General features: G+C 50.3%; 25 protein-coding genes and 1 pseudogene. 2 read left to right on the forward strand and 24 right to left on the reverse strand.

Annotation, left to right across the window (positions count from 1 at the left end; genetic code table 11):
* Positions 1-32 precede the first annotated feature (32 nt).
* A complete protein-coding gene (locus ACTQ4R_RS01405; protein WP_008666017.1) occupies positions 33-428 on the reverse strand; it encodes a replication initiator protein A in 396 nt (131 codons plus the stop codon).
* Between the two features lie 111 nt (positions 429-539).
* The gene (locus ACTQ4R_RS01410) at positions 540-953 is read right to left on the reverse strand and encodes a cysteine-rich VLP domain-containing protein (protein ID WP_032548360.1); all 414 of its coding nucleotides are present in this window, start codon (positions 951-953) and stop codon (positions 540-542) included.
* Positions 954-1,319: 366 nt separating this feature from the next.
* On the opposite strand from ACTQ4R_RS01410, the pseudogene ACTQ4R_RS01415 reads away from it, so the two are divergent.
* A pseudogene (locus tag ACTQ4R_RS01415) lies at positions 1,320-1,550 on the forward strand (GNAT family N-acetyltransferase); the annotation flags it as partial.
* Positions 1,551-1,924: 374 nt separating this feature from the next.
* Positions 1,925-3,400 (forward strand): Lsa family ABC-F type ribosomal protection protein, encoded by a 1,476-nt coding sequence (locus tag ACTQ4R_RS01420; protein ID WP_235398761.1) that lies wholly within the window; start codon positions 1,925-1,927, stop codon positions 3,398-3,400.
* 689 nt (positions 3,401-4,089) lie between these two features.
* Here the strand turns inward: ACTQ4R_RS01420 and ACTQ4R_RS01425 are convergent.
* The 22 genes from ACTQ4R_RS01425 to ACTQ4R_RS01530 all read right to left on the reverse strand — a co-directional run bounded on the left by ACTQ4R_RS01425 (position 4,090) and on the right by ACTQ4R_RS01530 (position 22,514).
* Positions 4,090-4,227 (reverse strand): helix-turn-helix domain-containing protein, encoded by a 138-nt coding sequence (locus tag ACTQ4R_RS01425; protein ID WP_441625116.1) that lies wholly within the window; start codon positions 4,225-4,227, stop codon positions 4,090-4,092.
* A 157-nt stretch (positions 4,228-4,384) separates the two neighbouring features.
* On the reverse strand, positions 4,385-5,122 hold the full coding sequence (locus tag ACTQ4R_RS01430) for a YebC/PmpR family DNA-binding transcriptional regulator (protein ID WP_441625118.1): 738 nt from the start codon (positions 5,120-5,122) through the stop codon (positions 4,385-4,387).
* Positions 5,123-5,127: 5 nt separating this feature from the next.
* Positions 5,128-5,916, reverse strand: a complete 789-nt coding sequence (locus ACTQ4R_RS01435) for a Nif3-like dinuclear metal center hexameric protein (protein ID WP_441625120.1) — start codon at positions 5,914-5,916, stop codon at positions 5,128-5,130.
* A complete protein-coding gene (locus ACTQ4R_RS01440) occupies positions 5,894-6,610 on the reverse strand; it encodes a tRNA (adenine(22)-N(1))-methyltransferase (protein ID WP_441625122.1) in 717 nt (238 codons plus the stop codon). Before ACTQ4R_RS01440 ends, ACTQ4R_RS01435 begins: the two co-directional genes overlap by 23 nt.
* Positions 6,611-6,675: 65 nt before the next feature.
* Positions 6,676-6,882 carry a DUF1858 domain-containing protein gene (locus ACTQ4R_RS01445; RefSeq protein WP_441625124.1) on the reverse strand — a complete coding sequence of 69 codons (207 nt, stop codon included), beginning with the start codon at positions 6,880-6,882 and terminating at the stop codon, positions 6,676-6,678.
* Between the two features lie 237 nt (positions 6,883-7,119).
* A complete protein-coding gene (locus tag ACTQ4R_RS01450; RefSeq protein WP_441625126.1) occupies positions 7,120-7,401 on the reverse strand; it encodes a zinc-ribbon domain containing protein in 282 nt (93 codons plus the stop codon).
* A 38-nt stretch (positions 7,402-7,439) separates the two neighbouring features.
* Positions 7,440-8,081: a sigma-70 family RNA polymerase sigma factor gene (locus ACTQ4R_RS01455; protein ID WP_441625128.1), complete on the reverse strand. Its 642-nt coding sequence runs from the start codon at positions 8,079-8,081 to the stop codon at positions 7,440-7,442.
* 65 nt (positions 8,082-8,146) lie between these two features.
* On the reverse strand, positions 8,147-9,502 hold the full coding sequence (gene glmM / locus ACTQ4R_RS01460; protein WP_441625130.1) for a phosphoglucosamine mutase: 1,356 nt from the start codon (positions 9,500-9,502) through the stop codon (positions 8,147-8,149).
* A 102-nt stretch (positions 9,503-9,604) separates the two neighbouring features.
* Positions 9,605-10,666: a Holliday junction branch migration DNA helicase RuvB gene (ruvB, locus tag ACTQ4R_RS01465; RefSeq protein WP_441625132.1), complete on the reverse strand. Its 1,062-nt coding sequence runs from the start codon at positions 10,664-10,666 to the stop codon at positions 9,605-9,607.
* Positions 10,667-10,701: 35 nt separating this feature from the next.
* Complete coding sequence (locus tag ACTQ4R_RS01470) at positions 10,702-10,914, reverse strand: hypothetical protein (protein ID WP_441625134.1); 213 nt, start codon at positions 10,912-10,914, stop codon at positions 10,702-10,704.
* A gap of 16 nt (positions 10,915-10,930) precedes the next feature.
* Entirely contained in the window at positions 10,931-11,539 is a 609-nt protein-coding gene (gene ruvA, locus ACTQ4R_RS01475) for a Holliday junction branch migration protein RuvA (RefSeq protein ID WP_441625136.1), read from the reverse strand.
* Positions 11,540-11,549: 10 nt separating this feature from the next.
* Positions 11,550-12,059: a crossover junction endodeoxyribonuclease RuvC gene (gene ruvC, locus ACTQ4R_RS01480; RefSeq protein WP_441625138.1), complete on the reverse strand. Its 510-nt coding sequence runs from the start codon at positions 12,057-12,059 to the stop codon at positions 11,550-11,552.
* A gap of 129 nt (positions 12,060-12,188) precedes the next feature.
* On the reverse strand, positions 12,189-12,659 hold the full coding sequence (locus ACTQ4R_RS01485) for a KdsC family phosphatase (RefSeq protein ID WP_441625140.1): 471 nt from the start codon (positions 12,657-12,659) through the stop codon (positions 12,189-12,191).
* Complete coding sequence (locus tag ACTQ4R_RS01490) at positions 12,652-13,710, reverse strand: acyltransferase family protein (protein ID WP_441625142.1); 1,059 nt, start codon at positions 13,708-13,710, stop codon at positions 12,652-12,654. The genes ACTQ4R_RS01485 and ACTQ4R_RS01490 overlap by 8 nt, the downstream gene beginning before the upstream one ends.
* A 4-nt stretch (positions 13,711-13,714) precedes the next feature.
* Positions 13,715-15,301 carry an aldolase catalytic domain-containing protein gene (locus tag ACTQ4R_RS01495; RefSeq protein ID WP_441625144.1) on the reverse strand — a complete coding sequence of 529 codons (1,587 nt, stop codon included), beginning with the start codon at positions 15,299-15,301 and terminating at the stop codon, positions 13,715-13,717.
* 12 nt (positions 15,302-15,313) lie between these two features.
* Positions 15,314-15,958, reverse strand: coding sequence for an acylneuraminate cytidylyltransferase family protein (locus ACTQ4R_RS01500; protein WP_441625146.1), 645 nt, complete (start codon positions 15,956-15,958; stop codon positions 15,314-15,316).
* 36 nt (positions 15,959-15,994) lie between these two features.
* Positions 15,995-16,885 (reverse strand): glycosyltransferase family 8 protein, encoded by an 891-nt coding sequence (locus ACTQ4R_RS01505; protein ID WP_441625148.1) that lies wholly within the window; start codon positions 16,883-16,885, stop codon positions 15,995-15,997.
* 29 nt (positions 16,886-16,914) lie between these two features.
* Positions 16,915-18,174 (reverse strand): glycosyltransferase family 4 protein, encoded by a 1,260-nt coding sequence (locus tag ACTQ4R_RS01510; protein WP_441625150.1) that lies wholly within the window; start codon positions 18,172-18,174, stop codon positions 16,915-16,917.
* 109 nt (positions 18,175-18,283) lie between these two features.
* Complete coding sequence (locus tag ACTQ4R_RS01515) at positions 18,284-19,330, reverse strand: glycosyltransferase family 2 protein (protein WP_441625152.1); 1,047 nt, start codon at positions 19,328-19,330, stop codon at positions 18,284-18,286.
* On the reverse strand, positions 19,323-20,324 hold the full coding sequence (locus tag ACTQ4R_RS01520; protein WP_441625990.1) for a glycosyltransferase family 2 protein: 1,002 nt from the start codon (positions 20,322-20,324) through the stop codon (positions 19,323-19,325). The genes ACTQ4R_RS01515 and ACTQ4R_RS01520 overlap by 8 nt, the downstream gene beginning before the upstream one ends.
* Positions 20,321-21,643 (reverse strand): ABC transporter ATP-binding protein, encoded by a 1,323-nt coding sequence (locus tag ACTQ4R_RS01525; RefSeq protein WP_441625154.1) that lies wholly within the window; start codon positions 21,641-21,643, stop codon positions 20,321-20,323. Before ACTQ4R_RS01525 ends, ACTQ4R_RS01520 begins: the two co-directional genes overlap by 4 nt.
* A 13-nt stretch (positions 21,644-21,656) precedes the next feature.
* The gene (locus tag ACTQ4R_RS01530; RefSeq protein ID WP_441625156.1) at positions 21,657-22,514 is read right to left on the reverse strand and encodes an ABC transporter permease; all 858 of its coding nucleotides are present in this window, start codon (positions 22,512-22,514) and stop codon (positions 21,657-21,659) included.
* Between the last annotated feature and the right edge of the window lie 10 nt (positions 22,515-22,524).

Below are 22,524 nucleotides of genomic sequence, written 5' to 3' on the forward strand. Positions count from 1 at the left end.
GGAGTGATTTCCGTACTTCATGGGTACGGTTTTCAGTCCTCCGGTGTACCAGAACGGGATTTCTTAAAGTCGGTGTTTGGAACCGCTTCATAGGATTTTGGGAAAATGCGGTTGGGTTTTCCACAGCCCTGCTTCTGGATCTCCACCAGTCCGGCGTATTGCAGTTCCCGCAGGGTATTCACCGCTTTCTGCCGCCCACAATGGAGCAGTGTGACCACTTCACAGATAGGGTAATACAGGAAAATCCGTCCGCAGTCATCCGCCCACCCATTCTTGCGGGATAACTCTGTCCGGCGCAGGATAAAGGCGTACAGAACCTTTGCCTCGTTGGACAGGGGCTTGAATGTGGGGGCTTCAAAGAGAAAATTCGGGAGCCGGGTGAAGCTGAACGCCTTTTCCGGCTGGTGGATATAGATGGTATTTGTCATAGTTCGTTTTGTGGACGGTTAGAAGCCCGTTTTCCGGGGCGGGCGATACTTTATACCACCTGCCCCGGTTTGGGGCTTGCAAAGCCTGATAAATCAAGGCTTTTTTCGCTCCTAACTGTCCACAGCAGACCTCCTTTTCCGTTCACTTTCTGTTTTCTGCCGCCTGTGAACTCTGGCGGCACAGCCGGGGCAGTATTTTGCCCGGTTGGATTTGGGGACGAACACACCGCCGCAGACCGCACAGCGTTTCAAGTCCTTATCCCGGAAAATTTCCGCTTCCAGCGTCCCGTCCAGCGGCAAGACCGCCCAGCGGAACCACTTACAGCAGACCGAGAAAGAAATCGTCTGCGGGCAGGTGCAGGTGTCCCCATCGTCAAGGGCAATGCAGTTGCCGTCCTCACAGCAACAGCACTCCCGGCGTATCAGGGCGCTTGCCCGTTTCCGCTGCGCCGGGGTCATGCGGTAAAGGGAACCGTCCGGCCTGCATTCCAGCGGCGGCAAGTCTTTGTAGGGATTATTTTTCATGCGTTCCCTCCGTTTTGCTTTCCGCTGCCGTTCTCCCCGAAAAGGCTTCCTGCCCCATTCCTGCGGCGTGTTCCGGCGTTGGCACGCTCACCATAACTTCGGGACAACTTGTCCCAAAGTGACCTCTGGACAAAGTGTCCAGAAGTCGGCTCCTTGCGGTGCTTCCCCAGCCGGGGGTATTCCTTTTCGGACGGTCATTCGGTTTTCAAGGTGCTGTCCATCGATGAACTAACCTAAGTCTACACCGAAATGACCGCCCGTCCCGTATATCCGAAAGGTGGGAAATCTGCCTGAAAATCCCCCCATTTCCACGCTCTCGGAATTGTGGTAGAATGGAAGAAACTGAACAGTAAATTTGAAGTTGTGGAGGTAACACATATGCTGTTCATTTCCCCGGAAGAAAGAGGAAAGGGGCTCGGAAAGCGCCTGCTCCAATATGGGATTAAAACCTATGCCGTAGAGCGGGTGGCTGTGAATGAGCAAAACCCACAGGCCAAGGGCTTTTATGAACACATGGGCTTTCAGGTTTATAAAAGGACAGACCTTGACGAACAGGGCAATCCTTATCCGCTTTTATACATGAGCCTTAACATCTAAATCGGATTTTACGAAATCTCATATCCCGCAGAGAAGCAAAAACAGAAAGTACCCTGCCTTATACTCATTATCATCATTGCCCTTTTCCTTGACTTGCTTGTGTCTTTGTGATACACTAACATACATAAAATTAGAGGTGAGGTGGAAAGATGATTAACTTTTCTTGCAAATAAATTGGAATATACAGTGATACTGTGTTTTACAGTACCATTGTACCCATTGCAAGAAAGTTAAAAGTCTATTCACTCGATATATCGTAGGCGTATCACTCTTGATAGGGGTGGTACTATTATGCTGTGACGAGCTGCAAGAATTGACTTTCTTGCAGCTCTTATTTTATGTTCTTTATCCCCGGAATAAAGGAGGAATGCGATATGTCGATGATCCGAGTCGAGAACCTTACCTTTGCCTATCCATCCAGCTATGATAACATTTTTGAAAATGTCAATTTTCAAATTGATACAGATTGGAAACTTGGGTTCATTGGTAGAAATGGCAGAGGTAAAACAACTTTTCTAAATCTTCTGCTTGGAAAGTACGAATACCATGGGAAAATACAAGCCTCTGTGCAATTTGATTACTTTCCATACCCTGTTAGCAATAAAAACAGATTAACTGCGGACATTCTCTCGGAAGTCTGCCCGCTGGCGGAAGAATGGGAGCTGTTGAGAGAACTATCCTATCTGGAAGTCCGTGATGATGTGCTTTGGAGACCATTTTTTACGCTTTCCAATGGGGAGCAGACCAAGGTGCTGCTTGCCACCCTCTTTCTGAATGATGGACACTTTTTACTGATTGATGAACCGACAAACCATTTGGATATGGAAGCCAGAGAAACCGTTTCAGCATACCTGAAACGGAAAAAGGGATTCATTTTAGTCTCTCATGATCGCTGTTTTTTAGATGGCTGTGTTGACCATATCCTGTCGATCAATCGGTCAAACATCGAAGTGCAAAGCGGAAATTTTTCTACTTGGTTTACCAACTTCCAGCGTCAACAAGAATTTGAACTCGCTCAAAATGTGAAGCTGAAAAAAAGCATTGATAATATGCAAAAGGCAGCTAAAAGAACTTCTGTCTGGTCAGACCGAATTGAAGCGTCAAAATATGGGAACGGCCCGGTTGATCGAGGGTATATTGGTCACAAATCTGCCAAAATGATGAAACGCTCAAAGGCTATCGAAGTGCGGCAGCAACGTGCAATCGAGGAAAAGTCCGGCCTTCTCAAAAATTTGGAAACCGTAGAAGATTTGAAAATCGCTCCGCTTCTCTATTTTTCAGATACCTTAGTGACTTTCTCTGATGTTGTACCGATTTTTGACGGCAAAAATGTCTGCCAGCCAATCTCGTTTACAGTAAAACAGGGAGAACGCATTGCCCTTTATGGAAAAAATGGTTCTGGGAAAACGAGCCTTCTAAAGCTACTGGTTGGGCAACAAATAGAACATCGTGGGACAGTTGCAATAGGTTCTGGCATGATATTGTCCTATGTACCTCAAGATACTTCTATGCTGAACGGTTCGTTATCAGAGTTTGCGGAAGCCAATCGTGTTGATGAAAGTTTGTTTAAGGCAATCTTACGGAAAATGGATTTTTCACGAATACAGTTTGAAAAGAAAATGGAAGATTTTTCGGCGGGACAAAAGAAAAAAGTGTTGATAGCAAAAAGCCTTTGTGAACAAGCGCATCTGTATGTGTGGGATGAACCTCTTAACTATATTGACATCTATTCTCGAATGCAAATTGAAAATCTGATTAGAGAATTTTCTCCTACCATGATCTTCGTAGAACATGATCTTGCTTTTAGAAATAACATGGCGACCAAAAGCATTCGTCTGGCTACCGAATAGCAAAGCCAGCCGAGCCAGTCAACGGTCAAGATGAACGGCGCATTTCATGCGCCGCCGTTGACAGCCCCGCCCGTCTTTGCAAAAGGTAATCAAGGCGGGAAAGCCACAAAATGGCTTCCCGCCCATTTCAATTTTGCAAGGGAGAACGCTCCCAAATTAAAAAAAGTGCGGCCAAGCACTTTGAGGGATTGGCCGCCTTGTCTGCCCGTTCAGCGGGACGGAGGGCGGCGGTCAAGGCCGGGTATAAAACCGTTCATTTCAGCCTTGACGGTTGCCCGCTGTCCTGCTACTTTTCCGGGAGTGTGGCCACAGCTTCGGGAGATTTTGTCCACAAGTCGGAGCGTAGGACGAGGGACGGGGCTTTCATATACCTGCCGCCGTTCTCTGAAACCAGCCCGATTTTTTGTTCATTCCCATTCACAAAAATTCAGCCTGTTTTCCTGCCGGAGCAAACGGGGCGCAAAAAGCACCGCACCCCGTTTCCCCCGTCAGCCACGCCAGCAGGTATAACACACTACACTTTGCTTCGCAAAGTCGTGTGCCAAATGGGGGCTTTGCCCCCTTTGGAAACCCCCACAAGAAAAGGCGGTACGCTACCCCTCCACGGGGCGCATACCGCCTTTTCTTGTTATCCAGCCCTCCGGCTGTATCGGTTGAGCAAAAGTCAGCATGGGATTGGTGTGGTATCTTTAATTATGTGAAACTCCCCGCTCCCACTTGCTGACGGCCTTATCCGTGATGTGCAAACGCTCCGCTAGGTCCTTCTGGGTCATGTCCAGGGCTTTGCGGTTCTCCGCGATAAAGATTCCCAACCGTTCTTTATTCATGTAATTCACCTCACATTCAAGATACCCACTTCCCTGGAAAAAGGCAACCGACCAGTAGTAGAGTACTTCTTTTTCGTATAATTGCACAAAATGTAAGTTTTGTGCAATTATACGAAATAAGAAAAGGACGGCTTAAGCCGTCCTTTTCTTATTTCGTTTAGTCGTTATCCCAGTTGTGCCAGACATTCTGGACATCATCGCTGTCCTCCAACATGTCGATGAGCTTGTTCATATTCTTCACATCACCCTCATCGGACAAGGTAATGTAATTCTGAGGCACCATCTCAATGTCGGCGTTAACAAAGCTGTATCCCTTCTCTTCCAGAGCCTTTACCACATCGTTAAAGGCATCGGGATCACAGGTAATCTCCAGGGCAGGACCGTCAGCCTCAAAATCGGCAGCACCGGACTCCAGCGCATCCATCATAACAGTGTCCTCGTCCAACTCGCCATCCTCATTGTCAATGACGATAACACCTTTCTTATCAAAAGACCAGCTGACGCAGCCCTGCGCACCCAGGTTGCCGTTGCACTTGTCAAAAGCGTGCCGGACCTCAGGCGCAGTGCGCTGACGGTTGTCGGTCAAAGCCTCCACAATGACAGCCACGCCGCCGGGGCCATAGCCCTCGTAAGTAACAGCCTCGAAGTTCTCGGTGCTGCCGGCACCCAGCGCCTTGTCAATGGTGCGCTTAATGTTCTCGTTAGGCATATTCACAGCCTTAGCCTTGGCAATGACAGTGGCCAGACGGGAGTTGTTATTGGGATCGCCGGAACCACCGCCTTCCTTGACGGCCACAATGATCTCTTTCGCAATCTTGGTAAATGCGGCGGATCGCTTTGCATCCTGCGCACCCTTGGTTTTCTGAATATTATGCCATTTGGAATGTCCAGACATGATAGTTACTCTCCTTCAACATAGTACTGAATCACTTCCCGGTGGGAAGCGGATTTGGTAACAGCCAGTTCCGGGAACTGGTCCGTTAAATACGCAATGACTTTTTCACAGACGGGATCCTCCGTTGGAAAGTGGCCTGCATCAATGAGGTTGATACCTTTCCCTGCCGCGTCCAAGAACTGGTGGTAGCTGAGGTCAGCAGTGACATACGTATCACAACTGGCTCGAATGGCATCGTCCTCAAACTCCCCGCAGGCGCCACCGCCAACAGCCACCCGACGCACAGGCTTTCCAGCATCGGCATACCGCAGGCCATTGCAGCCCAAGGCATGGCACACGAAGCGAACGTAATCCGCCAAGGCTACGCTTTCCGGGTATTCGCCCACACGGCCCAATCCGTTTTCACACAGGGGCCCAGGGTCTACCAGCTCCAGCCGCTGGGCCAAAGCATCGTTCACCCCTCCCCACGCAATGTCCAAGTTCGTGTGCATGCAGATAGCAGAAACATTGTTCCGCAGCAGCTTCAAAAGCAGATGCCCTTGAAAGGTATCGTCCCGGATGTTCTGCACCGGCGTCCAGCGGCAGTTCATAATGGGGTGATGGGCCACGATCAATTGGCAGCCAGAGGCGATGGCCTCGTCCGCCACACCTTCCGTGATGTCCAGTGCCACCAGCACCCGCTCCACGGTCTGGTCCGGGTCCCCCAGGAGGTGTCCCACATTGTCCCACTCCATGGCGGCCTCTCCGGGGGCCAACTCAAAGAGGGCCTGTTCAATTTCCCGCACAGTTGGCATGACGCCACTCCTCTCTCATGTTCATCAGCTGGGTGAGGATGTCCCGCAGACCATCCGCCTTCTCCCGGTCCATCGGGCTGGACGAGCGGTTCAGCCCGGCCACGGCGCTCTGGAAGCGCAGGATCGCCTGTATGAGATACCGATCTCCCAGAGGATCGTGCAGCATCTTTACACCGCCATACAATTCCCCTTCTGTCAGCTTCATCTCGCCAGCGGTGACCTCCATAACAGGCAGGTAGCTGCCCCGCTCGCAGGTCAATGCTTCCCGCAGGATCACGTAACCGTTCTCCGCCAAAAAGCGCCGCAGCACCGCGTCCCGGCTCATGGGCTGGAGCAATAGCGTGTGGGCGCCGTCCTTCGTCCAAGGAGCGGCCGCCAAGATGGCAGCGATATTCTCTCCGCCCATACCGGCAATAATGACAGTGTCTGCCTCCTCGGGTTCAATACCACTCAAGCCATCGCACAAACGGCAGTCCACACCGTCTGTACCGTGACGACGACAGTTCTCCCTGGCTCGCTGGATAGGACCTTTGCGAAGGTCACTGGCAATGGCAGAGCTCACGCGCCCATGGAGCACCAACCACACAGGCAGGTAGGCGTGATCCGTGCCAACATCAGCGACCTTTGAACCGGGGCGCACCCAGTCTGCCAAAAGACGCAGCCTGGGGGAAAGCTCCATTTCTCGTTTTGCCATAGGTTCCTCCGGCAATCGTTGTAAGGACGCATACGGGCTCGCCCCGTATGCGTCCTGCCAGGTGTTTACTGAGCCTTATTGGCTTCCTCGTTCACCAGGGCCAGCAGCTTGTCACAGTCCACGCCATGGACCATGCAGGCCTCCTCCACGGTCTCGCCCCGGGAAGAGGGGCAACCCAGGCAGTGCATGCCAATAGACAGGAAAATGGGTGCGGTGTGAGGAGCAATGTCAAGAATATCACCGATAATGGTGTCTTTGGTAATCGTAATCATGGGAATATTCCTCCAATCAAAAATTCAGCATGGGTATTATACTCTATTCTCTTCACGAATTCAATAGAAAATGCGCGAAATCTTGCTTTTTCGCTGACATGGAGATTCGCCAAGCATTTGGCACATGAAGTTCAGATAACGCCTCCAAATACACGAATTAGGTATGAAAAAGAACACCTGTCCATATGGGCAGGTGTTCTTTTCTGATCGCAATTATAAAAACCGAAGACCGGCTTGTTATCTCTGCTGATCGCGCATCTTGGCGAAGCACTCGCTGCAATAAACGGGACGGTCAGACTTGGGCTCGAAAGGAACCTTCGCCTCGCCGCCGCAAGCAGCGCAAACAGCGGTGAAGTACTCGCGGGGGCCGCGGGCGGCGTTCTTGCGAGCATCACGGCAGGCCTTGCAGCGCTGGGGCTCGTTCTGGAAGCCGCGCTCAGCATAGAACTCCTGCTCACCAGCGGTGAACACGAACTCCTGGCCGCACTCTTTGCACACTAAAGTCTTGTCTTCGTACATGATTTTACCCTCTCTTTGAAAAGAAAAATATATTGCGTTCAGCTCTCGCTGAATTCGCCGGAAAGAAGTTGCTGTGCCACCTTACGGCGGATTCTTTGCACAGCGTTGTCCACGGACTTTGGGGGCTTGCCTACCGTCTCGGCAATTTCCCTGCATGAAAGACCGTCCAAATAGTACCCCAAAATCTTCGCTTCAAATTCGGACAACTGTTTCCGGACACCAGCCAGGAGAGCCGCGGTGCGTTCCCGTTCGATTAAAAAAGTCTCGGGGTTGCCCTGCGCCAAATCGCCGGAGCCAGAGGTGTAGGAATTGCTATCAAAGAAGGGTGTATCCAGAGGAACCGACTGGTTGAGCGGAAGATGCTTATCCCGCGCAGCGGCGCGGAGTACGGAATACAGTCGGCTTCGTATGCAGATCTCTGCGAAGGTCCGAAAAGAAGCTGCCTTACCGGCATCATATTCCCGGACTGCTTTGATGAGGCCCACCATTCCCTCCTGCGTCAAGTCCTCACTGTCACCGCCGATTAGGAAAAAAGGACGGGCACAGGTACGAACCAGCCGGTTATAGCGTGAAACCAAAATCTCTTCCGCCTCCCGGCTGCCTTGAGCAGCCAGCTGGCAAAGGTCTTCGTCACTTCGCGTCTCCATCTGTTGGAATGGTTGATCTTTAACCTTGAACATATGTTATTATACCCGTCTATCCCATAAAATGTCAAGCAAATTATCAAAAATTCCGTTTAGAAGCCTTAGATTTTTAGTGATTTTATAAAATCCGCCAGACGATCAGCAACCTCTTGGGCAGTTTCCTCCGTCTTTGCCTCTACCATAACCCGGATGAGGGCTTCGGTGCCGGAGGCGCGGACCAGCACCCGGCCGCTTCCACCCAAGGCCTTTTCCTCCTCCCGCACAGCGTCTGCCAAAACTTGGGAGGCCATGATTTTCTCCTTCACACCTCCGCTGTGGGGCACCTCCACGTTCACCAGCACCTGGGGATACACGGCACAGCAGGAAGCCAGTTCACTAGCCTTTTTGCCGGAAATGGAAAGCACCTGCAAAAACTGCAGAGCTGTCACTTCCCCATCACCGGTGGTCTCCAGTTCCGTGAAAATGGTATGGCCAGACTGCTCACCGCCGATACGGTAATCACACTCCAGCATCTTCTCCAATACATTACGGTCACCAACAGCGGTACAGACCAAGTTCAGTCCTGCGTTGCGGCAAAATTCATGAAGTCCTAGATTGCTCATCACGGTGGCCACGATGGTGTTTCCGTTGAGCTTGCCGCGGCGCTTCATATCCGCAGCGCACACAGCCATGACCTTGTCTCCATCAATAGTAGCGCCGGTTTCGTCCACCAACAAGCAGCGGTCTGCATCACCGTCAAAGGCCACGCCGATGTCATATCCGCCTTTCACAACAGCATCTGCAAGACTTTCCAAATGGGTGGAACCGCAGCGGTTGTTGATATTGACACCGTCCGGGTCTCGATGGATGAAATCCGTACTGGCCTTAAACCGGCCGAACAGTTCCGGCGCTGTGGCGCTGGCGGCACCGTTGGCGCAGTCCACCAGGATTCGCATACCAGCCAAGTCAGATTCAATGGTAGATGCCACAAAGTCAATATACTCCCGCTTCAGCTGCCGCATCCCGTGGTGGCGGCGGCCGATCTCTCCCCGCGTGCGGAGCTTCATGGGTGCATCAGAGAGGATACGCTCCTCAATGCGGGCCTCCACTGCGTCAGAGAGCTTGTAGCCCTGGCTGCTGAAAACCTTGATGCCATTGTGTTCATAAGGATTATGGCTGGCCGAAATAACGATGCCCGCGTCCGCCTGTTCCCTAATGGTCAAGTATGCCACCGCAGGAGTAGGGATGGTACCCACGGGCTTCACATCACCTCCCACGGAGCAGATACCTGCCATGAGAGCGGATTCCAGCATGTCTGAGGAAACACGGGTGTCCTTACCGATAAGGACCTCGGGGCGGCTTCCCTTGTCTTCCATGAGGACCGTAGCTACCGCCTGGCCTACCCGATAGGCAAGATCCGCAGTCAGATTCTCACCCACGACACCGCGGATGCCGTCTGTACCAAATAATTTACCCATAAATAATGGTTCCCTTCTAATTGTATGAGTTTATATGAATTGTAATTTTGTATCATAACTTGCGATCCGAACTTGCGATTTGACACTATGCAAGAATACGTGTCAAAGCATCAGCTGCTCCATCTCCCCCTCTGGCATTGCGCCGCCAGGGATTGGTTTATGCAAATGTTGATACGCCTTTTGCGTCACACACCGGCCACGAGGTGTCCGAGTCAAGAATCCCAACTGCATGAGGTACGGCTCATATACATCCTCTAACGTAACGGACTCTTCACCAATGGTGGCCGCCAGGGTTTCCAACCCCACAGGACCGCCGTTATAGTTATCGATGATGGCTCCCAGCATCCGCCGGTCCACCGGGTCCAATCCCAGATAATCAATTTCCAGTGCACACAGGGCTTGATCCGCCACATCTTTTGTGATGACGCCGTCAGCTTTAACTTGTGCGAAATCCCGCACTCGGCGCAGCATCCGGTTGGCGATGCGGGGTGTTCCCCGGCTGCGGCGGGCGATTTCATAGGCTCCCTCGGGCACGATATCAACGCTCAAAATACCAGCGGACCGGGTCACGATCTTCGCAAGCTCTTCCGGGGTATACAGTTCCAGACGCAGCGTCACGCCGAAGCGGTCCCGCAAAGGTGCGGACAGCTGCCCTGCCCGAGTGGTGGCTCCGATGAGTGTGAATTTCGGCAGGTCCAGCCGGATGGAATTGGCCGATGGTCCTTTACCTACAATAATATCCAGAGCATAGTCCTCCATCGCAGGATAAAGGATTTCTTCTACGGAGCGGTTCAAACGGTGAATCTCATCCACAAAAAGAATATCGCCCTCATTCAGATTTGTCAGCAGCGCCGCCAAATCTCCAGGTTTTTCAATGGCCGGACCAGAAGTGATACGGATACCGGCTCCCATCTCCTGGGCAATGATACCGGCGAGGGTCGTCTTGCCCAGGCCCGGAGGGCCATGAAGCAACACATGGTCTAGCGCCTCCTCCCGCTTGCGGGCAGCTTCGATAAACACGGCCAGATTTTCTTTTGCCTTTTCCTGGCCAATGTACTCCTTCAGCGTCTTGGGACGCAGAGAACCCTCCTGGGCATCCTCTTGAAGGAACGTCTTTGCCACGATAGGCTCCTCGTAAATATCGTTTCCAAAGTCAATGCTCAAATCGTCACTTCCTTTGCTCTCCAGATCCGCTTTTCTTATCGGAAGCAGTTAATGCTGGAGAAGCCCAGCAGGTACACTGCCAGCAGCAGCACTACGAAAAGCACCACATTCTTCAGCTGACGCTTTTTCTCCTCCTCTGTCAAGCTACCAGTTTGACGCTTTTTCTGCCGCAGTGCCTGGTACCGCAGGCCAAACAAAGCAGCGGGCAGCGCCAGAGCGGCAGCACACAATGCCAAGATAAACCCCATAATTGTTTTGCTCATTTTATTTCACCATCTTTTTCAAGCTCTGGCGGATGATCTCCTCCAGAGGCAGATTTTCTACATCAATTCCCTTCAAAGCGGCAGCAGTCTCTTGACTGGTATACCCCAGCACCGCCAGAGCGGCAGCAGCCTCTGTAGCCTTATTGGTCAGAGCTGCCGGGATTGCGGCACCCTTGGGACCGGAGAAATCCAACCCGCCGGTAGCACTCTCCTTGGCCATCTTATCTTTCAGCTCCAGAATGATGCGCTGGGCAATCTTCTTGCCGATGCCCGGCGCGGCAGTAAGGGTCTTTTCGTCCCCGGTGATGACCGCCATGGCTAACGTGTCCGGCGTGGCCACAGACAAGATGGCCAGAGCCGCCTTCGGTCCCACGCCGGAAACACCAATGAGCAGCTTGAAGCTGTTCAGCTCCGCCTGTGTGGCAAAGCCGTACAGCTCAAATACGCCCTCCCCCACATTCAAATATGTATAGAGCTTGCCACGCTGGCCCTTTTTCAAAGCCGCCAGCGTAGTGTTAGTAGTTTTACAGGCATACCCCACACCTCCGCAGTCCACAACAGCCAGATACGGTAGGATCTCCGCCACAGTGCCGTCTAGATAATAAAACATAGTGTCCTCCTCAAATGGTCTCCCTTACATCTCCAGTCTTGGGAAGCCGTGAAGTAAAACTCCTTGCATGGCACAGGGCCAGAGCTAATGCATCCGCTGCGTCGTCCGGGCGGGGAACGGTTTTCAGTTGCAGAAGCCGTTTCGTCATATCCATGACCTGACGCTTTTCCGCTTTTCCATATCCGGTGACCGCCAACTTTACCTGGCCAGGGGTGTACTCGTACAAAGGGATGCCGCACTTCTCAGCGGAATACAACAAAACCCCCCGTCCATGGGCTACGGCGATGCCTGTCGTGATATTGGTATTAAAAAACAACTCTTCAATGGAGATAACATCCGGCTTCAACTGGCTGATGAGATCCTCCATGTCTGTACCAATCTGATACAACCGTTTGGAAAGAGGAAGCCCTGCCGGAGTAGTAATAGCGCCGTAAGTAACCATCTTCATTTGTGCTCTCTCCGCTTCCACCAGTCCGAATCCAATAGTGGCATAGCCGGGATCAATCCCTAAGATGCGCATGGCGCTCCCCTTTCCAGTTTATATACTAAGTCAGTATAGCAAATTTACGGCTGTGGTGCAACAGATAGTTTTGCTGCCCTATCTTCAACCAGAATAGCCGGCGGAGGTCCTCCTCCGCCGGCTGGGCGTTCAGTCTTGATTCTGTGCCAGAAGCCAGGCAATAAACTCCCGCACCGCCCCGCTCCCACCATTGTGGGTACACACATAGTCCACAGACGCCTTCACTTCCTCCACCGCATCCGCCGGGCAAGCCGTCATACCACAGAAATAGATACAATCTAAGTCATTCAAGTCATCGCCAATATAGGCGATTTCCTTAGACTTTACCCCATATTTCTCTCCAATAGCTTTCAGACAGGTCAGCTTGTCTCTCACGCCTTGATGCAGTTCCGTGATAGAAAGCTCCTTGGCCCGTTCCTCTACGATAGCCGACCGGCGACCGGTGATGATGACAGACACGATCTCCGCTGCGGGCAGCAAATGGGCAATAGCGTAGCCATCCTTCACATCAAAAGCCTTCATCAGCTCCCCCTGGGCACCTATGTAGATGTGTCCGTCCGTCAGCGTGCCATCCACGTCCATGACAAATAGTTTAATCATTTTGAAGTCCCTCATTATTTATCACTTTTTTGAGTAGCTTTGTATGCATAAAAATTTTTGATAATGCCACTATAAATATGAGTGTAATTAATGTCAACGTGAAGGAAACTCCCCATGCCAGAGGAATATTCCGTACAAGCGGAATCAGATAATACACCTCAGTAGAAAATGACCGCGCAAAATAATTAAATCCCATAAAAAGCAATGTGGATTGTCCCAAAAAGATGAATAAGCGGTTTGTTTTTAAGCACATTTTAGCGATTATAAAAACAATATTGCTCAGCCCAATTGCCCCAATTCCGAATATCCATAAATTCCCATATTTATTCCCATTCATTCCCACATTAACGCCATTTTCGATAATTTTCTTCAATAAAACCACCGTGGCAGCCATACAGCTGCACATTAGCCACTTAAAAGCCTTATTATGCAAAGGATCATTCATCCACCGAATCTGCTGCTTACCAAGCCACAAAAAGACAACAGCCATAAAAGCAGAGCAAATGTTCCACGGAAGTCGGGGAAGCCTCAATTCCGCCCAAAAAGAACTAATACCGACACATAACAAGATTATCATGAACTGTCCTTTGCTGCTTCTTATTTTTCCGATAAATAAGAAGAAAACCTTTGCGACAAAAAGGCAGGGAAGAAACCAAATCGGTGAACAGTTCGGCATCCAATCCATGCTTGCGTAACAGTAGAAAATACCACACAAATATTTTGCAAGCAGTTTAGTTGACAGCTTTTTCTGAAGCAGCAGCCAGAAACTATGCAAAGAAAGATTAGTAAAAGCCAATATAAAATATGTAGCAAGATATCTTTTTGCAAAATGTTTGATGCCATTTAGAAGATTATCAGATGGGTCTCTATATGTCATGCCTGATAACAGAAAGAACAGGGGCATATGAAACGAATAAATCAAGCCATACAGCCACGTAGGAATTCCATAGGTATGTCCTAAAACTACCAATAGAATCCCTATACCTTTTGCACTGTCAATCCAAGAAATTCGATTGTCTGTTTTTCCCATATTGTTCACATTTTGCTGCACAAGCTCATGCCTCGTACAGGGATCTGGTCAAGAATCGAACCGGGACGGTGGCCCGTAGCCGCTGCACATACGTGCGGAAATACGCGTTCCGCTGGCGGGCCTGCTCCTCTGTGACGGGGTGGCGCATGGTCTTGTCATAGTAGTTCTTATTGATGTCCACGGAGAAGCCGTCAAAGCCCGCCAGCAGCAGCTCCGACGCGCCGCAAGCAGTCATGAGCTTCAACGCCACAATGCCGGAGGAATCCTGCACCCCCTCCTCCATGGTAACCCACTTTTCGTAATCGAGCACTAGAACGTTTTCCGTGGGCTTGTCACAGACGCCGGTGGTGGCGATGATGCGTTTCCCGCTTTTCAGCGCCTTGCAGAAGGCATCCGCCCGGGTGGTCAGCACATAATCTGTGTCAAACCGGTCGAAACTGTTCAAGGAAACACTGACGGTGCCGGGGTCCGTCAAAGCCTCGCGGATAGCCTCCGCTCCCTCCTCCAAGCGCTTGCCCGGAGCCAGCAGCAGCACCCGCTTTCCCCGGATGACCTCCGTCAGATGTCGGACGGCGGGGTCGTCGTCCTGGTGGCGGCGGGCATTGTAAGAAAGGTACAACTGCTCGGCATAGTCCCTGTCGAAGGATATCTTTTTCTCCTCGGCGATAAGGCTTAACAGCTCTGCCACCTGCTCCACCGGCAGCATGTGTTTTTTGTAGAAGTGTCCGGCATAGCTAGGAGTGCAGTGGTTGATGGATGAGAGGTAATACTCGATGGAGTAGCCCCAGTAATGCTCCGCCCGGATGGTGTTCAAAACCTGGTCAATGACCTCCAGCAGCGGCGCAATGCGGTAGTGCTTGCCGTAATAGAGGTTCAAGTGCTCCAAGAACAGCTCCGTATTCAAATTGCCGGCGCCCTTCCCCATGCCCAGAACGGAGCTGTCGATAATCATATTTCTGCCGCTGAAAAATTGCAGCAGCGTGACGGCATTGGAGTAGGACAGCTGCAGATTATTATGGGAATGGAAGCCCATGGTCATCTTAGTCTTTAGGTTGTGGTCCACCAGATGCACGATGCGGTTCAGATCGTTCATCCGCATCTCGCCGAAGCTATCCACCACGTAAAAGGCGGTGGCGTCCGCCAGCTCCGTGTTCACGGTGTCCAGCAGCTCCAGCAGCTCAGCGTCGGTGTAGCGCATGATGGTCATGGGCTGGATGTACAGCTGGTATCCCTTTTCCAGCACCTTGCGGGCCAGGGGGACCATGTTCAGCCGGTCCTTTTTGTGGAAGGCAATCCGCAATCCGTCAATACCGGTGCCGTCATACGGAGCCAAAGTGTTCGGGTCGAATTTGCCGTAGTCGAACATGGCAACATAGGTGGTGCCGGGCTTTTTGGCCTTTAGGAAGTGCTGCTTAATGACCTGCTCATCGCAAAACTGCGTCCGCTCCTGGGCAGAGCCCTTCTTTTCGTCCAGATATCCCAGCTCGATAATATCCACTTGAGACTTTTCCAGGCCTTCCAATATCTGGTCCATGTAGGCCTGTCCGAAATTGAAATCGATGACGCATCCTCCGTCCCGCAGGGTGACATCCAGCACTTTGATGGAATTCATCTGCTCCCCTCCTCACAGGTCCAGGCCCACCATGGCCTCCGCCAGGCGAAAATCCTCCGGATTGTTGATGTCCACCGCCTCCTTGAAAGATACCTCCTTCACGAAGGGCTTTTTGCCGATGCGGCGGCGGTACCGGGCGAAGACCTCTTTCGTAAACACGTAGACACCGGAGGTCTCCCGGTAGATGGGCTCCAAGTCCTGGCTGCGGGGAACGTTGGCGGCGTCGAAGTTTAGGGGCTCCCCGTCCTTCCAGAGGAAGTCCTGGATTTTGACGGCGCAGAAAGCGGAGTCGTACGCCCCGCCCTGGACCGCGCGGATGCACTCCGCCATGGTCTCCCCGGTGATGAAGGGCGCAGTGGCGTGGACATAGACGTAAATGTCCGCCTCCACCGCGCTGGAAAAGGCCGCGAAGATCTGGGTGAAGTTAGAAGTGGGCAGGTCCAGCTCCGCCGGGCGCTTCAAAAATTTGACGCCCTCCGGCAGGTATGGGCAGACGGCCTCGTCGCTGCAATATACGTAGATCTCATCCGCCAGGCCCGTTTTCCGTAGGGTCACCAGCTCATGCTGGAGCAAGGGCTTGTCCCCCAGGAGCATGGTGTTCTTGCCGGGCAGGCGTTCGTTGCTTAGTTTAATGGGCATGATTGCAATCGTTTTCACATGAACTACCTCACTTGATGAATGGTACGAGAAAGATTACCGTCTTCTCTTGTTTATTTGGCCCAATACAAAATAGTATACCTCTCGTGCGCAATGCCACAGTTTTACAGGACTGTTGAGCAGGCGGTACTTGATAAACGCAGCCCTTCGGCCACCGCGTCCCCTCTCGTACTCCCACCAATATGCATCCGCCCAGTTGGCTCCCTTGTAATTCCAGGGTTTCATGGAACCGGTGAAATGGATGATCTTCGCCGTATCCCGCAGCTCCGTCATTTTCTCCTTGTTCAAAACATTGAATCCGAATGTTTCGTTGTCATAAATGGACGCATCTATGTATTTGGCTTTGTTCTCAAACAAAAGATTCAGTACATCCTGGTCCAGCGCGTCCAGATGCTCCCGGTGGGTTTCAATACACTGGAAAACATCCTCGACTGTAAAATCCCGCCGGATCGCATGGAAATCAAATAAAACAACTCCTGCGTTAAAATAGCGGTGTTCCTCGCTCAGCCCCAAACGCTGGTGGTTTTTTTTGGTGTCTTCCGCGCAAACGACCGCATACTTTCCGTCAAAGCTCTGGGTATACAATTCGGTGATGTTTCCTTTTACCACCATATCCGCATCCAGCCAAAGGGCCCGCTCCACACGCTTCGGCAAAATTTCAAACGCAATCAGCCGATAATACGTCTCCTCCGACCACCATTTAAGGGTCGGAACGCCTGCGAAGCGTTCCCGTTCGATTGGGACGATGACCAGTTCTCCGTGGCATTTCCGGCTTACAAACTCCTGAAAATCATCCAACTTGGTTTTGGAGATCGAGCTTTGCAGCAAATATACTGTCAGGTATTCCTTTTGCTGGCAAGCCAAGGAATAGAGCATGGTCTTTGCCGGCTCTATGTACTTTTCATTAATTGCAATGATAATATTCATATCTCTTTCCTTTTTTGCCCAGTCAGTATTTATTCGCAAAACGCTCGTTCCACAATTTCTAAAAAATTAGAATAGTATGCCTCTCTGCTGAATTTTTGAGCCTGCTTTTGACCTGCTTTTCCCATTTTTTTGCACAAATCAGGGTTTTCAGCAAGTTGGATGATTGCCTCCGCTATATGTTCCGGAAGCTGAGGATCGATCGGGATTTGTATGGATGTTCCCTGTCCAGCATACTCAGGCATCCCACCGGATTTTGTAATGATCAGCGGAAGGCCTGCCGCCATCCCTTCTATGGCTACGATCCCAGCTCCCTCCTGCCAAATCGACGGAATGACCTGAGCATCCGCAAGTGCATAATATGCGGGCAGTTCCGAATTCGGGATATATCCCAAGGGGATCACATTTTGGGCTTCGTTGGCTTTTTTCATCATTTCTCTGGAAAAATCCGTTAGATTGCCATTTGAAAACGCCTCGCTGCCAATTAACAAAAGCTTTATATTTTTTTCTGCATGTGAATCTATCAGATCAAACGCTTGCAGAAGCTCCTTTATGCCCTTTTCCGGAATCAATCTGCCGCAGAAAATCACTAAAAAATCAGCATCTTTAATTCCCAAGCTTTTTCTTAAAATTGCTCGCTCTGTTTCTGTCATCGTATGACGAAATCGATCGACATCAATGCAATTATATAAAACTTCATTTTTGCCGGGAATTGTCCGATCTACTACCCAATGATTTCTCACATATTCGCTTATGGATATTGAATTGTTGATGATTTTTCGAGAAACTAAATATTCATCTCGCACCGTATGAATATGATTATAAAATTTATCTCTCCCGACGATCGAATTAAATACCATCAGCGGAGCATCCACTCCGAAACCATGCAACTCATTTACAACAAAATCAACATGCTGCATCCTTGCAATCAAGGCACATTGAAACGAATACAAATCCATCCTGTTGTGTGGGCGGCGAAGCAGTTTTTCTGCGATGTGGTTATGGAATATTTTTAACCATACGCAGTATAGCACCCACATTAACTTAAATCTCTTTTCATAACCAATGACCAATCCATTCTGGTTCAAATACTTCACGTCAGAATTACGATATTTGATCTTTGCAGCACGTTCATCATACTTTGAAACCACAATAAATGTCGCTCGGTTTTCAATTTCATTGACGTCAAGAAGATGGGTGATCAGCTGTTCGACCGCTCCGCCACAAACAGCTGGAATCGGGAATACCGTCGGGGGCAGTAGCATAATGACTCTCTTTTTCTCAGTATTCATTTACATTTTCCCCCTCGTGATATAGCGTAAGCTGTATTTTGCGTTTTTATTTCATTAAAGCGCCGCAATAATACACCTATTTAAGGGCCTCTTTTGACCTTGTATTGCTTTATTTACGTACTTTTTTCTTTCCTTCTCGATGCAGAAAATTCAAAGTCCCATGTATGAATCCAAGGACACCTGCTTCTTTCAGTTCCTTTAAACCAGCCTTAAAAAGCCAATATGCCTGCATCCTACGAGGATATAAAATATCATATACGGAAAGGAGCTGTGCTTTTGAAAGATTGATATAGGAATTGTTTTGAGATTTCATCTCTTGCATCTGCTCTTTAATAGTTTCCGCTATATCCGGCGATTGCAATTCATTTTTTGCTTTCCAATAAAAGCCTGCTGCTGTTGTCATGTACCTGGAACAAAATCGCTTTCTCAGACTTTGATAGCCAATACTTTTAAAAAAATTGACTATCTCTTCAATTGCCCACAGACAATCCAGCTGTTTGATTTGAAAATCTTTTTTGGTGGTTCCTAGAGGGTTAAACCTGTAAAAATACAGTGGCGCATCTACATCAGAAACCCTCTTTGCTTCCACTAACCAGCGGCAAACGACCGCGTTATCCTCATAGATTCGTCCTTCTGTAAATGGAATTTTTTGAACGATTTCTTTTCGAATGATTTTTCCCCATACAACCCAGGCCCGATGCCCGCCCAGCTCGTAAAGCTGCTCTAATTTTTCTTCGTTCAATTCTGCGGATAAAATTTTTCCTTCTTTGCTTTCCTTGAACCAATCTGGAACATATAGTGACTCTACTGCAGAACACATCGCGATATCGGCATGTCCTTCAATCATTGCTCGGTACAGCAATTCAAGCATCTGGGGATGGACCAAATCATCACTGTCCACGTAACAGACCCATTCTCCTTTTGCCTGAGTTACAGCATTATTACGCGCAACAGACTGCCCTTTATTCTCCTGATGTATCACCCGTACTCGATTATCGCGCCGCATATAATCATCACAAATTGCTCCACAAGCATCTTGAGAGCCATCATCTACTAAAATCAGTTCAAAGTCCGTATAGGTTTGGGCAAGAATGCTATCTATGCAGTCGCAGAGAAATGCTTCGGTATTATACACTGGTACAATTACGCTAATCATCCCCCTCCCCCTTTCTGAACAGCACACATAGCTTCTTCTTTATCACTTTCACAATCCAATAGAAATGCATCACCCCGGGAAAGGCCATCTCGTAAATCCATTTATTCTTTCCAAAGGGGTATATTTCTTTGCTTTCAACCAGCGCACTACGCAGTTTTTGCCTCAAAGCATATAAAAGTCGGCTCTTTTCTCTATTGTCCATGGTAAATTGCTCTAATTCTTGAATACAGTGAGTCAACTCAAGTACAAACCATTTTTCAACCACTCTATAAGCATCCCAATAACCATGCTTTTGAAAGAATTTTTTCTGTTCCTCCTTTGCCTCAACAGAATCCAAGCGTTTTGGAGTCCACGGTGATTTCATAATACCATTTTTGTTCTGAAAATAATAATAAAGAGGGGCCGGAACAACCACAACCGTGCTCCATCTGAACAGGATCTGATATGTGATAAATTCATCCTCGTGAATTTTTCCGACTGGGTACCGAATTTTCTCAAAACTCTTCTTGCGATATAGCTTTCCCCAAGCCACAGTAGCATTGATATTGTGTTCAGAAAAAAATGCTTCCGGAGTCCAAACAGCTACCGCAAAATCTTCCTTCTTGATTAACGGTTCCTCTCCCTCGGTTTCTGCATATCCGCAAATGCTAATGGAAACTTGATGCTCCAGTGCCGCATCTAGCAAGCGTTTCAGATATTCCGGATGGACCCAGTCATCACTGTCGATAAAACTGAGCCATTGGCTGTCGCTGTTAGCAAAGGCCCAGTCTATTCCTGCGTTCCGTGCAGCGGAAAGGCCGCCGTTTTCCTGGTGAATGACATGAATCCGCCTATCTCTTTCAGCGTATTCATCACAAATTACCGGACAGCCATCCGGGCTTCCATCATCCACCAGGATCAACTCAAAATCGGCAAAAGTCTGCCCCAAAATACTGTCCACACATTTCCGAAGATAGGGCTCCGCCTTATAGACAGGGACGATAACGCTGATCATTGCCACGTTTTATTCCCCTCACTGTCAATCTTTTTCTCAATAACTTTGGGTGATGGCATGCGAATGTACCCCCAGTACTTCGGTCGCCAAAGCAATTTTTCGCTCTTTTTTACATTTGCAATATCAAAACACAGCCCATCAACACAGTCCAAATCTTGATTTCCACCCAGCTCACTCCGGCTAAAAAATGTATATATCATTTGATAGCTAGCTTCCGCCAATTGCGAAATATCTAGTTCAAGCAGAAACGAACCATGCTCGCCCGCTTTTCCGCTATAGCACTCATATAAAACATAGGTTGCTATTGCTGTTCTATCCATGCTCCATATTTCAACTCTAAGCCCTGCGTTTACTACATCTTTCAAATTTTCCCACTCTAATTTCAGATGTATTCTCTCTGTTTGCTCGAAAGCGATCGTATCCTTTCCGACATACTCCGCAGATAATAATTTAATATAAGGATCTTTTAACCAATCTGCACGTACTACTTCTGAAAAATCAATACGTGTATTCTTGCTTTTTGTTTCTTGCATATAACGAGAGATCGCTTCCTCCACATCTCCCTCGAACACTACCTTGCCCTTGTCCAGCACGATGCAGCGGTCGCACAGCTGGCGGATGGTGTTCATGTTGTGGCTGACGTACAGGACTGTGCGGCCCTCCTTTTTGGCGGCGTCTCGCATTTTGTCCAGGCACTTCTTCTGGAAGGCCATGTCGCCCACCGCCAAAACCTCATCCATGATCATGATCTCACTGTCCAGGTGGGCAGCCACAGAGAAGGCCAGCTTCACGTACATGCCGCTGGAGTACCGCTTCACCGGGGTGTCGATGAACTCCCGCACCTCGGAAAAGTCGATGATGTCCTCCATCTTGGCGTCGATCTCCGCCTTGGTCATGCCCAGGATGGTGCCGTTCATGTAAATATTCTCCCGGCCGGTCATCTCGCCGTTGAAGCCAGTGCCCACCTCCAGCATGGAGGCAATGCGGCCGTAGATGTCGATCTCCCCCTCCGTAGGGGCGGTGACGCGGCTGAGGAGCTTGAGCATGGTGCTCTTGCCGGCGCCGTTGCCGCCGATGATGCCCAGGGCCTCCCCCTTGTACACCGTCAGGTCGATGCCGTTGAGGGCCATGAAGGTCTGGCCCACCAGTCGCTGGTCCGTGCCGATCTTCGTGTTGGGGTCCTCCCGGCCCCGGACCCGGGCCCACCAGCTTTGCAGGTCCCCCTGGAGGGTGCCGCCGCCGATCTGGCCCAGCTTATACATCTTTTTCACGCCGGAGAGCCGGATGGCTACCTCCCGCTGCTCGGTCTTGTTGTCCATGCTCCCCGCCTCCTTACACCGTGTCCATGAAGGTCTTTTCCACCCGGTTGAAGATCATGACGCCGATGACCACCACCGCCGCTGTGACGGCCCAGGACAGAGCCAGATACCCGGGCATAATGGTACCCTGTCCCAGAACGGCGTAGCGAAATACCTCCACAGGCGCCGTGACGGGGTTGACCATCAAAACCGTTCGCATCCACCCCGCCCCCAGCTGGGACATAGGATAGACGATGGGCGTGGCGTACATCCACAGCTGCACACCAAATGTCACCAAAATAGCCAGGTCCCGGTATTTCGTGGTGAGGCTGGAGATGATGATGCCGCAGCCAAGGCCCAGCAGCCCCAGGTGCACCAGTACCAGCAGGACCAGCGGCCAGGCCTCCCAATGGGGATGCACCGCGCCCACGGCAACAAAGTAGGCCAGGAACACTACCACCAACAGCATCTGTACGAAAAACTGGATAATAGAGGCCAGCACATTGGACACAGGGATGGTCAGCCGGGGAAAATAGACCTTGCCGAAGACTCCCGCGTTGGCGGTAAAAGTGCTGGCGTTTTTCGTCACGCAGCTGGAAAAGAAGATCCAGATGGCGTTACTGCACAGGTAAAACAAAATGGTCGGGACGCCGTCGGTACCGATGCCCGCAATACCGCCGAACACGAAGGCGTAAATGATACTGCTGATCAGCGGATTCAAGAAGATCCACGCAGGGCCTAATACCGTTTGCTTGTAGGTCAGCACGAAGGTACGTCGGGTGAACAGGGCGATCAGGTCCCGGTACTGCCAGACCTCTTTTAGGTTTAGGTCAAACCAGCGGTGTCTGGCCGAAATGTGGGTGTGATAGGTAGGCTTTGTTGCTTGAGCCATTGGCAAATCC

The sequence above is a fragment of the Dysosmobacter sp. Sow4_B12 genome (assembly GCF_052116665.1).
Classification (GTDB): Bacteria; Bacillota; Clostridia; order Oscillospirales; family Oscillospiraceae; genus Oscillibacter.

Excerpts from the sequence above, each read along its gene's own strand:
- ACTQ4R_RS01405 (WP_008666017.1), bottom strand. The coding sequence starts at position 428 with ATGACAAATACCATCTATATCCACCAGCCGGAAAAGGCGTTCAGCTTC.
- ACTQ4R_RS01410 (WP_032548360.1), bottom strand. The coding sequence starts at position 953 with ATGAAAAATAATCCCTACAAAGACTTGCCGCCGCTGGAATGCAGGCCG.
- ACTQ4R_RS01420 (WP_235398761.1), top strand. The coding sequence starts at position 1,925 with ATGTCGATGATCCGAGTCGAGAACCTTACCTTTGCCTATCCATCCAGC.
- ACTQ4R_RS01425 (WP_441625116.1), bottom strand. The coding sequence starts at position 4,227 with ATGAATAAAGAACGGTTGGGAATCTTTATCGCGGAGAACCGCAAAGCC.
- ACTQ4R_RS01430 (WP_441625118.1), bottom strand. The coding sequence starts at position 5,122 with ATGTCTGGACATTCCAAATGGCATAATATTCAGAAAACCAAGGGTGCG.
- ACTQ4R_RS01435 (WP_441625120.1), bottom strand. The coding sequence starts at position 5,916 with ATGCCAACTGTGCGGGAAATTGAACAGGCCCTCTTTGAGTTGGCCCCC.
- ACTQ4R_RS01440 (WP_441625122.1), bottom strand. The coding sequence starts at position 6,610 with ATGGCAAAACGAGAAATGGAGCTTTCCCCCAGGCTGCGTCTTTTGGCA.
- ACTQ4R_RS01445 (WP_441625124.1), bottom strand. The coding sequence starts at position 6,882 with ATGATTACGATTACCAAAGACACCATTATCGGTGATATTCTTGACATT.
- ACTQ4R_RS01450 (WP_441625126.1), bottom strand. The coding sequence starts at position 7,401 with ATGTACGAAGACAAGACTTTAGTGTGCAAAGAGTGCGGCCAGGAGTTC.
- ACTQ4R_RS01455 (WP_441625128.1), bottom strand. The coding sequence starts at position 8,081 with ATGTTCAAGGTTAAAGATCAACCATTCCAACAGATGGAGACGCGAAGT.
- glmM (WP_441625130.1), bottom strand. The coding sequence starts at position 9,502 with ATGGGTAAATTATTTGGTACAGACGGCATCCGCGGTGTCGTGGGTGAG.
- ACTQ4R_RS01470 (WP_441625134.1), bottom strand. The coding sequence starts at position 10,914 with ATGGGGTTTATCTTGGCATTGTGTGCTGCCGCTCTGGCGCTGCCCGCT.
- ruvA (WP_441625136.1), bottom strand. The coding sequence starts at position 11,539 with ATGTTTTATTATCTAGACGGCACTGTGGCGGAGATCCTACCGTATCTG.
- ruvC (WP_441625138.1), bottom strand. The coding sequence starts at position 12,059 with ATGCGCATCTTAGGGATTGATCCCGGCTATGCCACTATTGGATTCGGA.
- ACTQ4R_RS01485 (WP_441625140.1), bottom strand. The coding sequence starts at position 12,659 with ATGATTAAACTATTTGTCATGGACGTGGATGGCACGCTGACGGACGGA.
- ACTQ4R_RS01495 (WP_441625144.1), bottom strand. The coding sequence starts at position 15,301 with ATGAATTCCATCAAAGTGCTGGATGTCACCCTGCGGGACGGAGGATGC.
- ACTQ4R_RS01505 (WP_441625148.1), bottom strand. The coding sequence starts at position 16,885 with ATGAATATTATCATTGCAATTAATGAAAAGTACATAGAGCCGGCAAAG.
- ACTQ4R_RS01510 (WP_441625150.1), bottom strand. The coding sequence starts at position 18,174 with ATGAATACTGAGAAAAAGAGAGTCATTATGCTACTGCCCCCGACGGTA.
- ACTQ4R_RS01515 (WP_441625152.1), bottom strand. The coding sequence starts at position 19,330 with ATGATTAGCGTAATTGTACCAGTGTATAATACCGAAGCATTTCTCTGC.
- ACTQ4R_RS01520 (WP_441625990.1), bottom strand. The coding sequence starts at position 20,324 with ATGATCAGCGTTATCGTCCCTGTCTATAAGGCGGAGCCCTATCTTCGG.
- ACTQ4R_RS01525 (WP_441625154.1), bottom strand. The coding sequence starts at position 21,643 with ATGGACAACAAGACCGAGCAGCGGGAGGTAGCCATCCGGCTCTCCGGC.
- ACTQ4R_RS01530 (WP_441625156.1), bottom strand. The coding sequence starts at position 22,514 with ATGGCTCAAGCAACAAAGCCTACCTATCACACCCACATTTCGGCCAGA.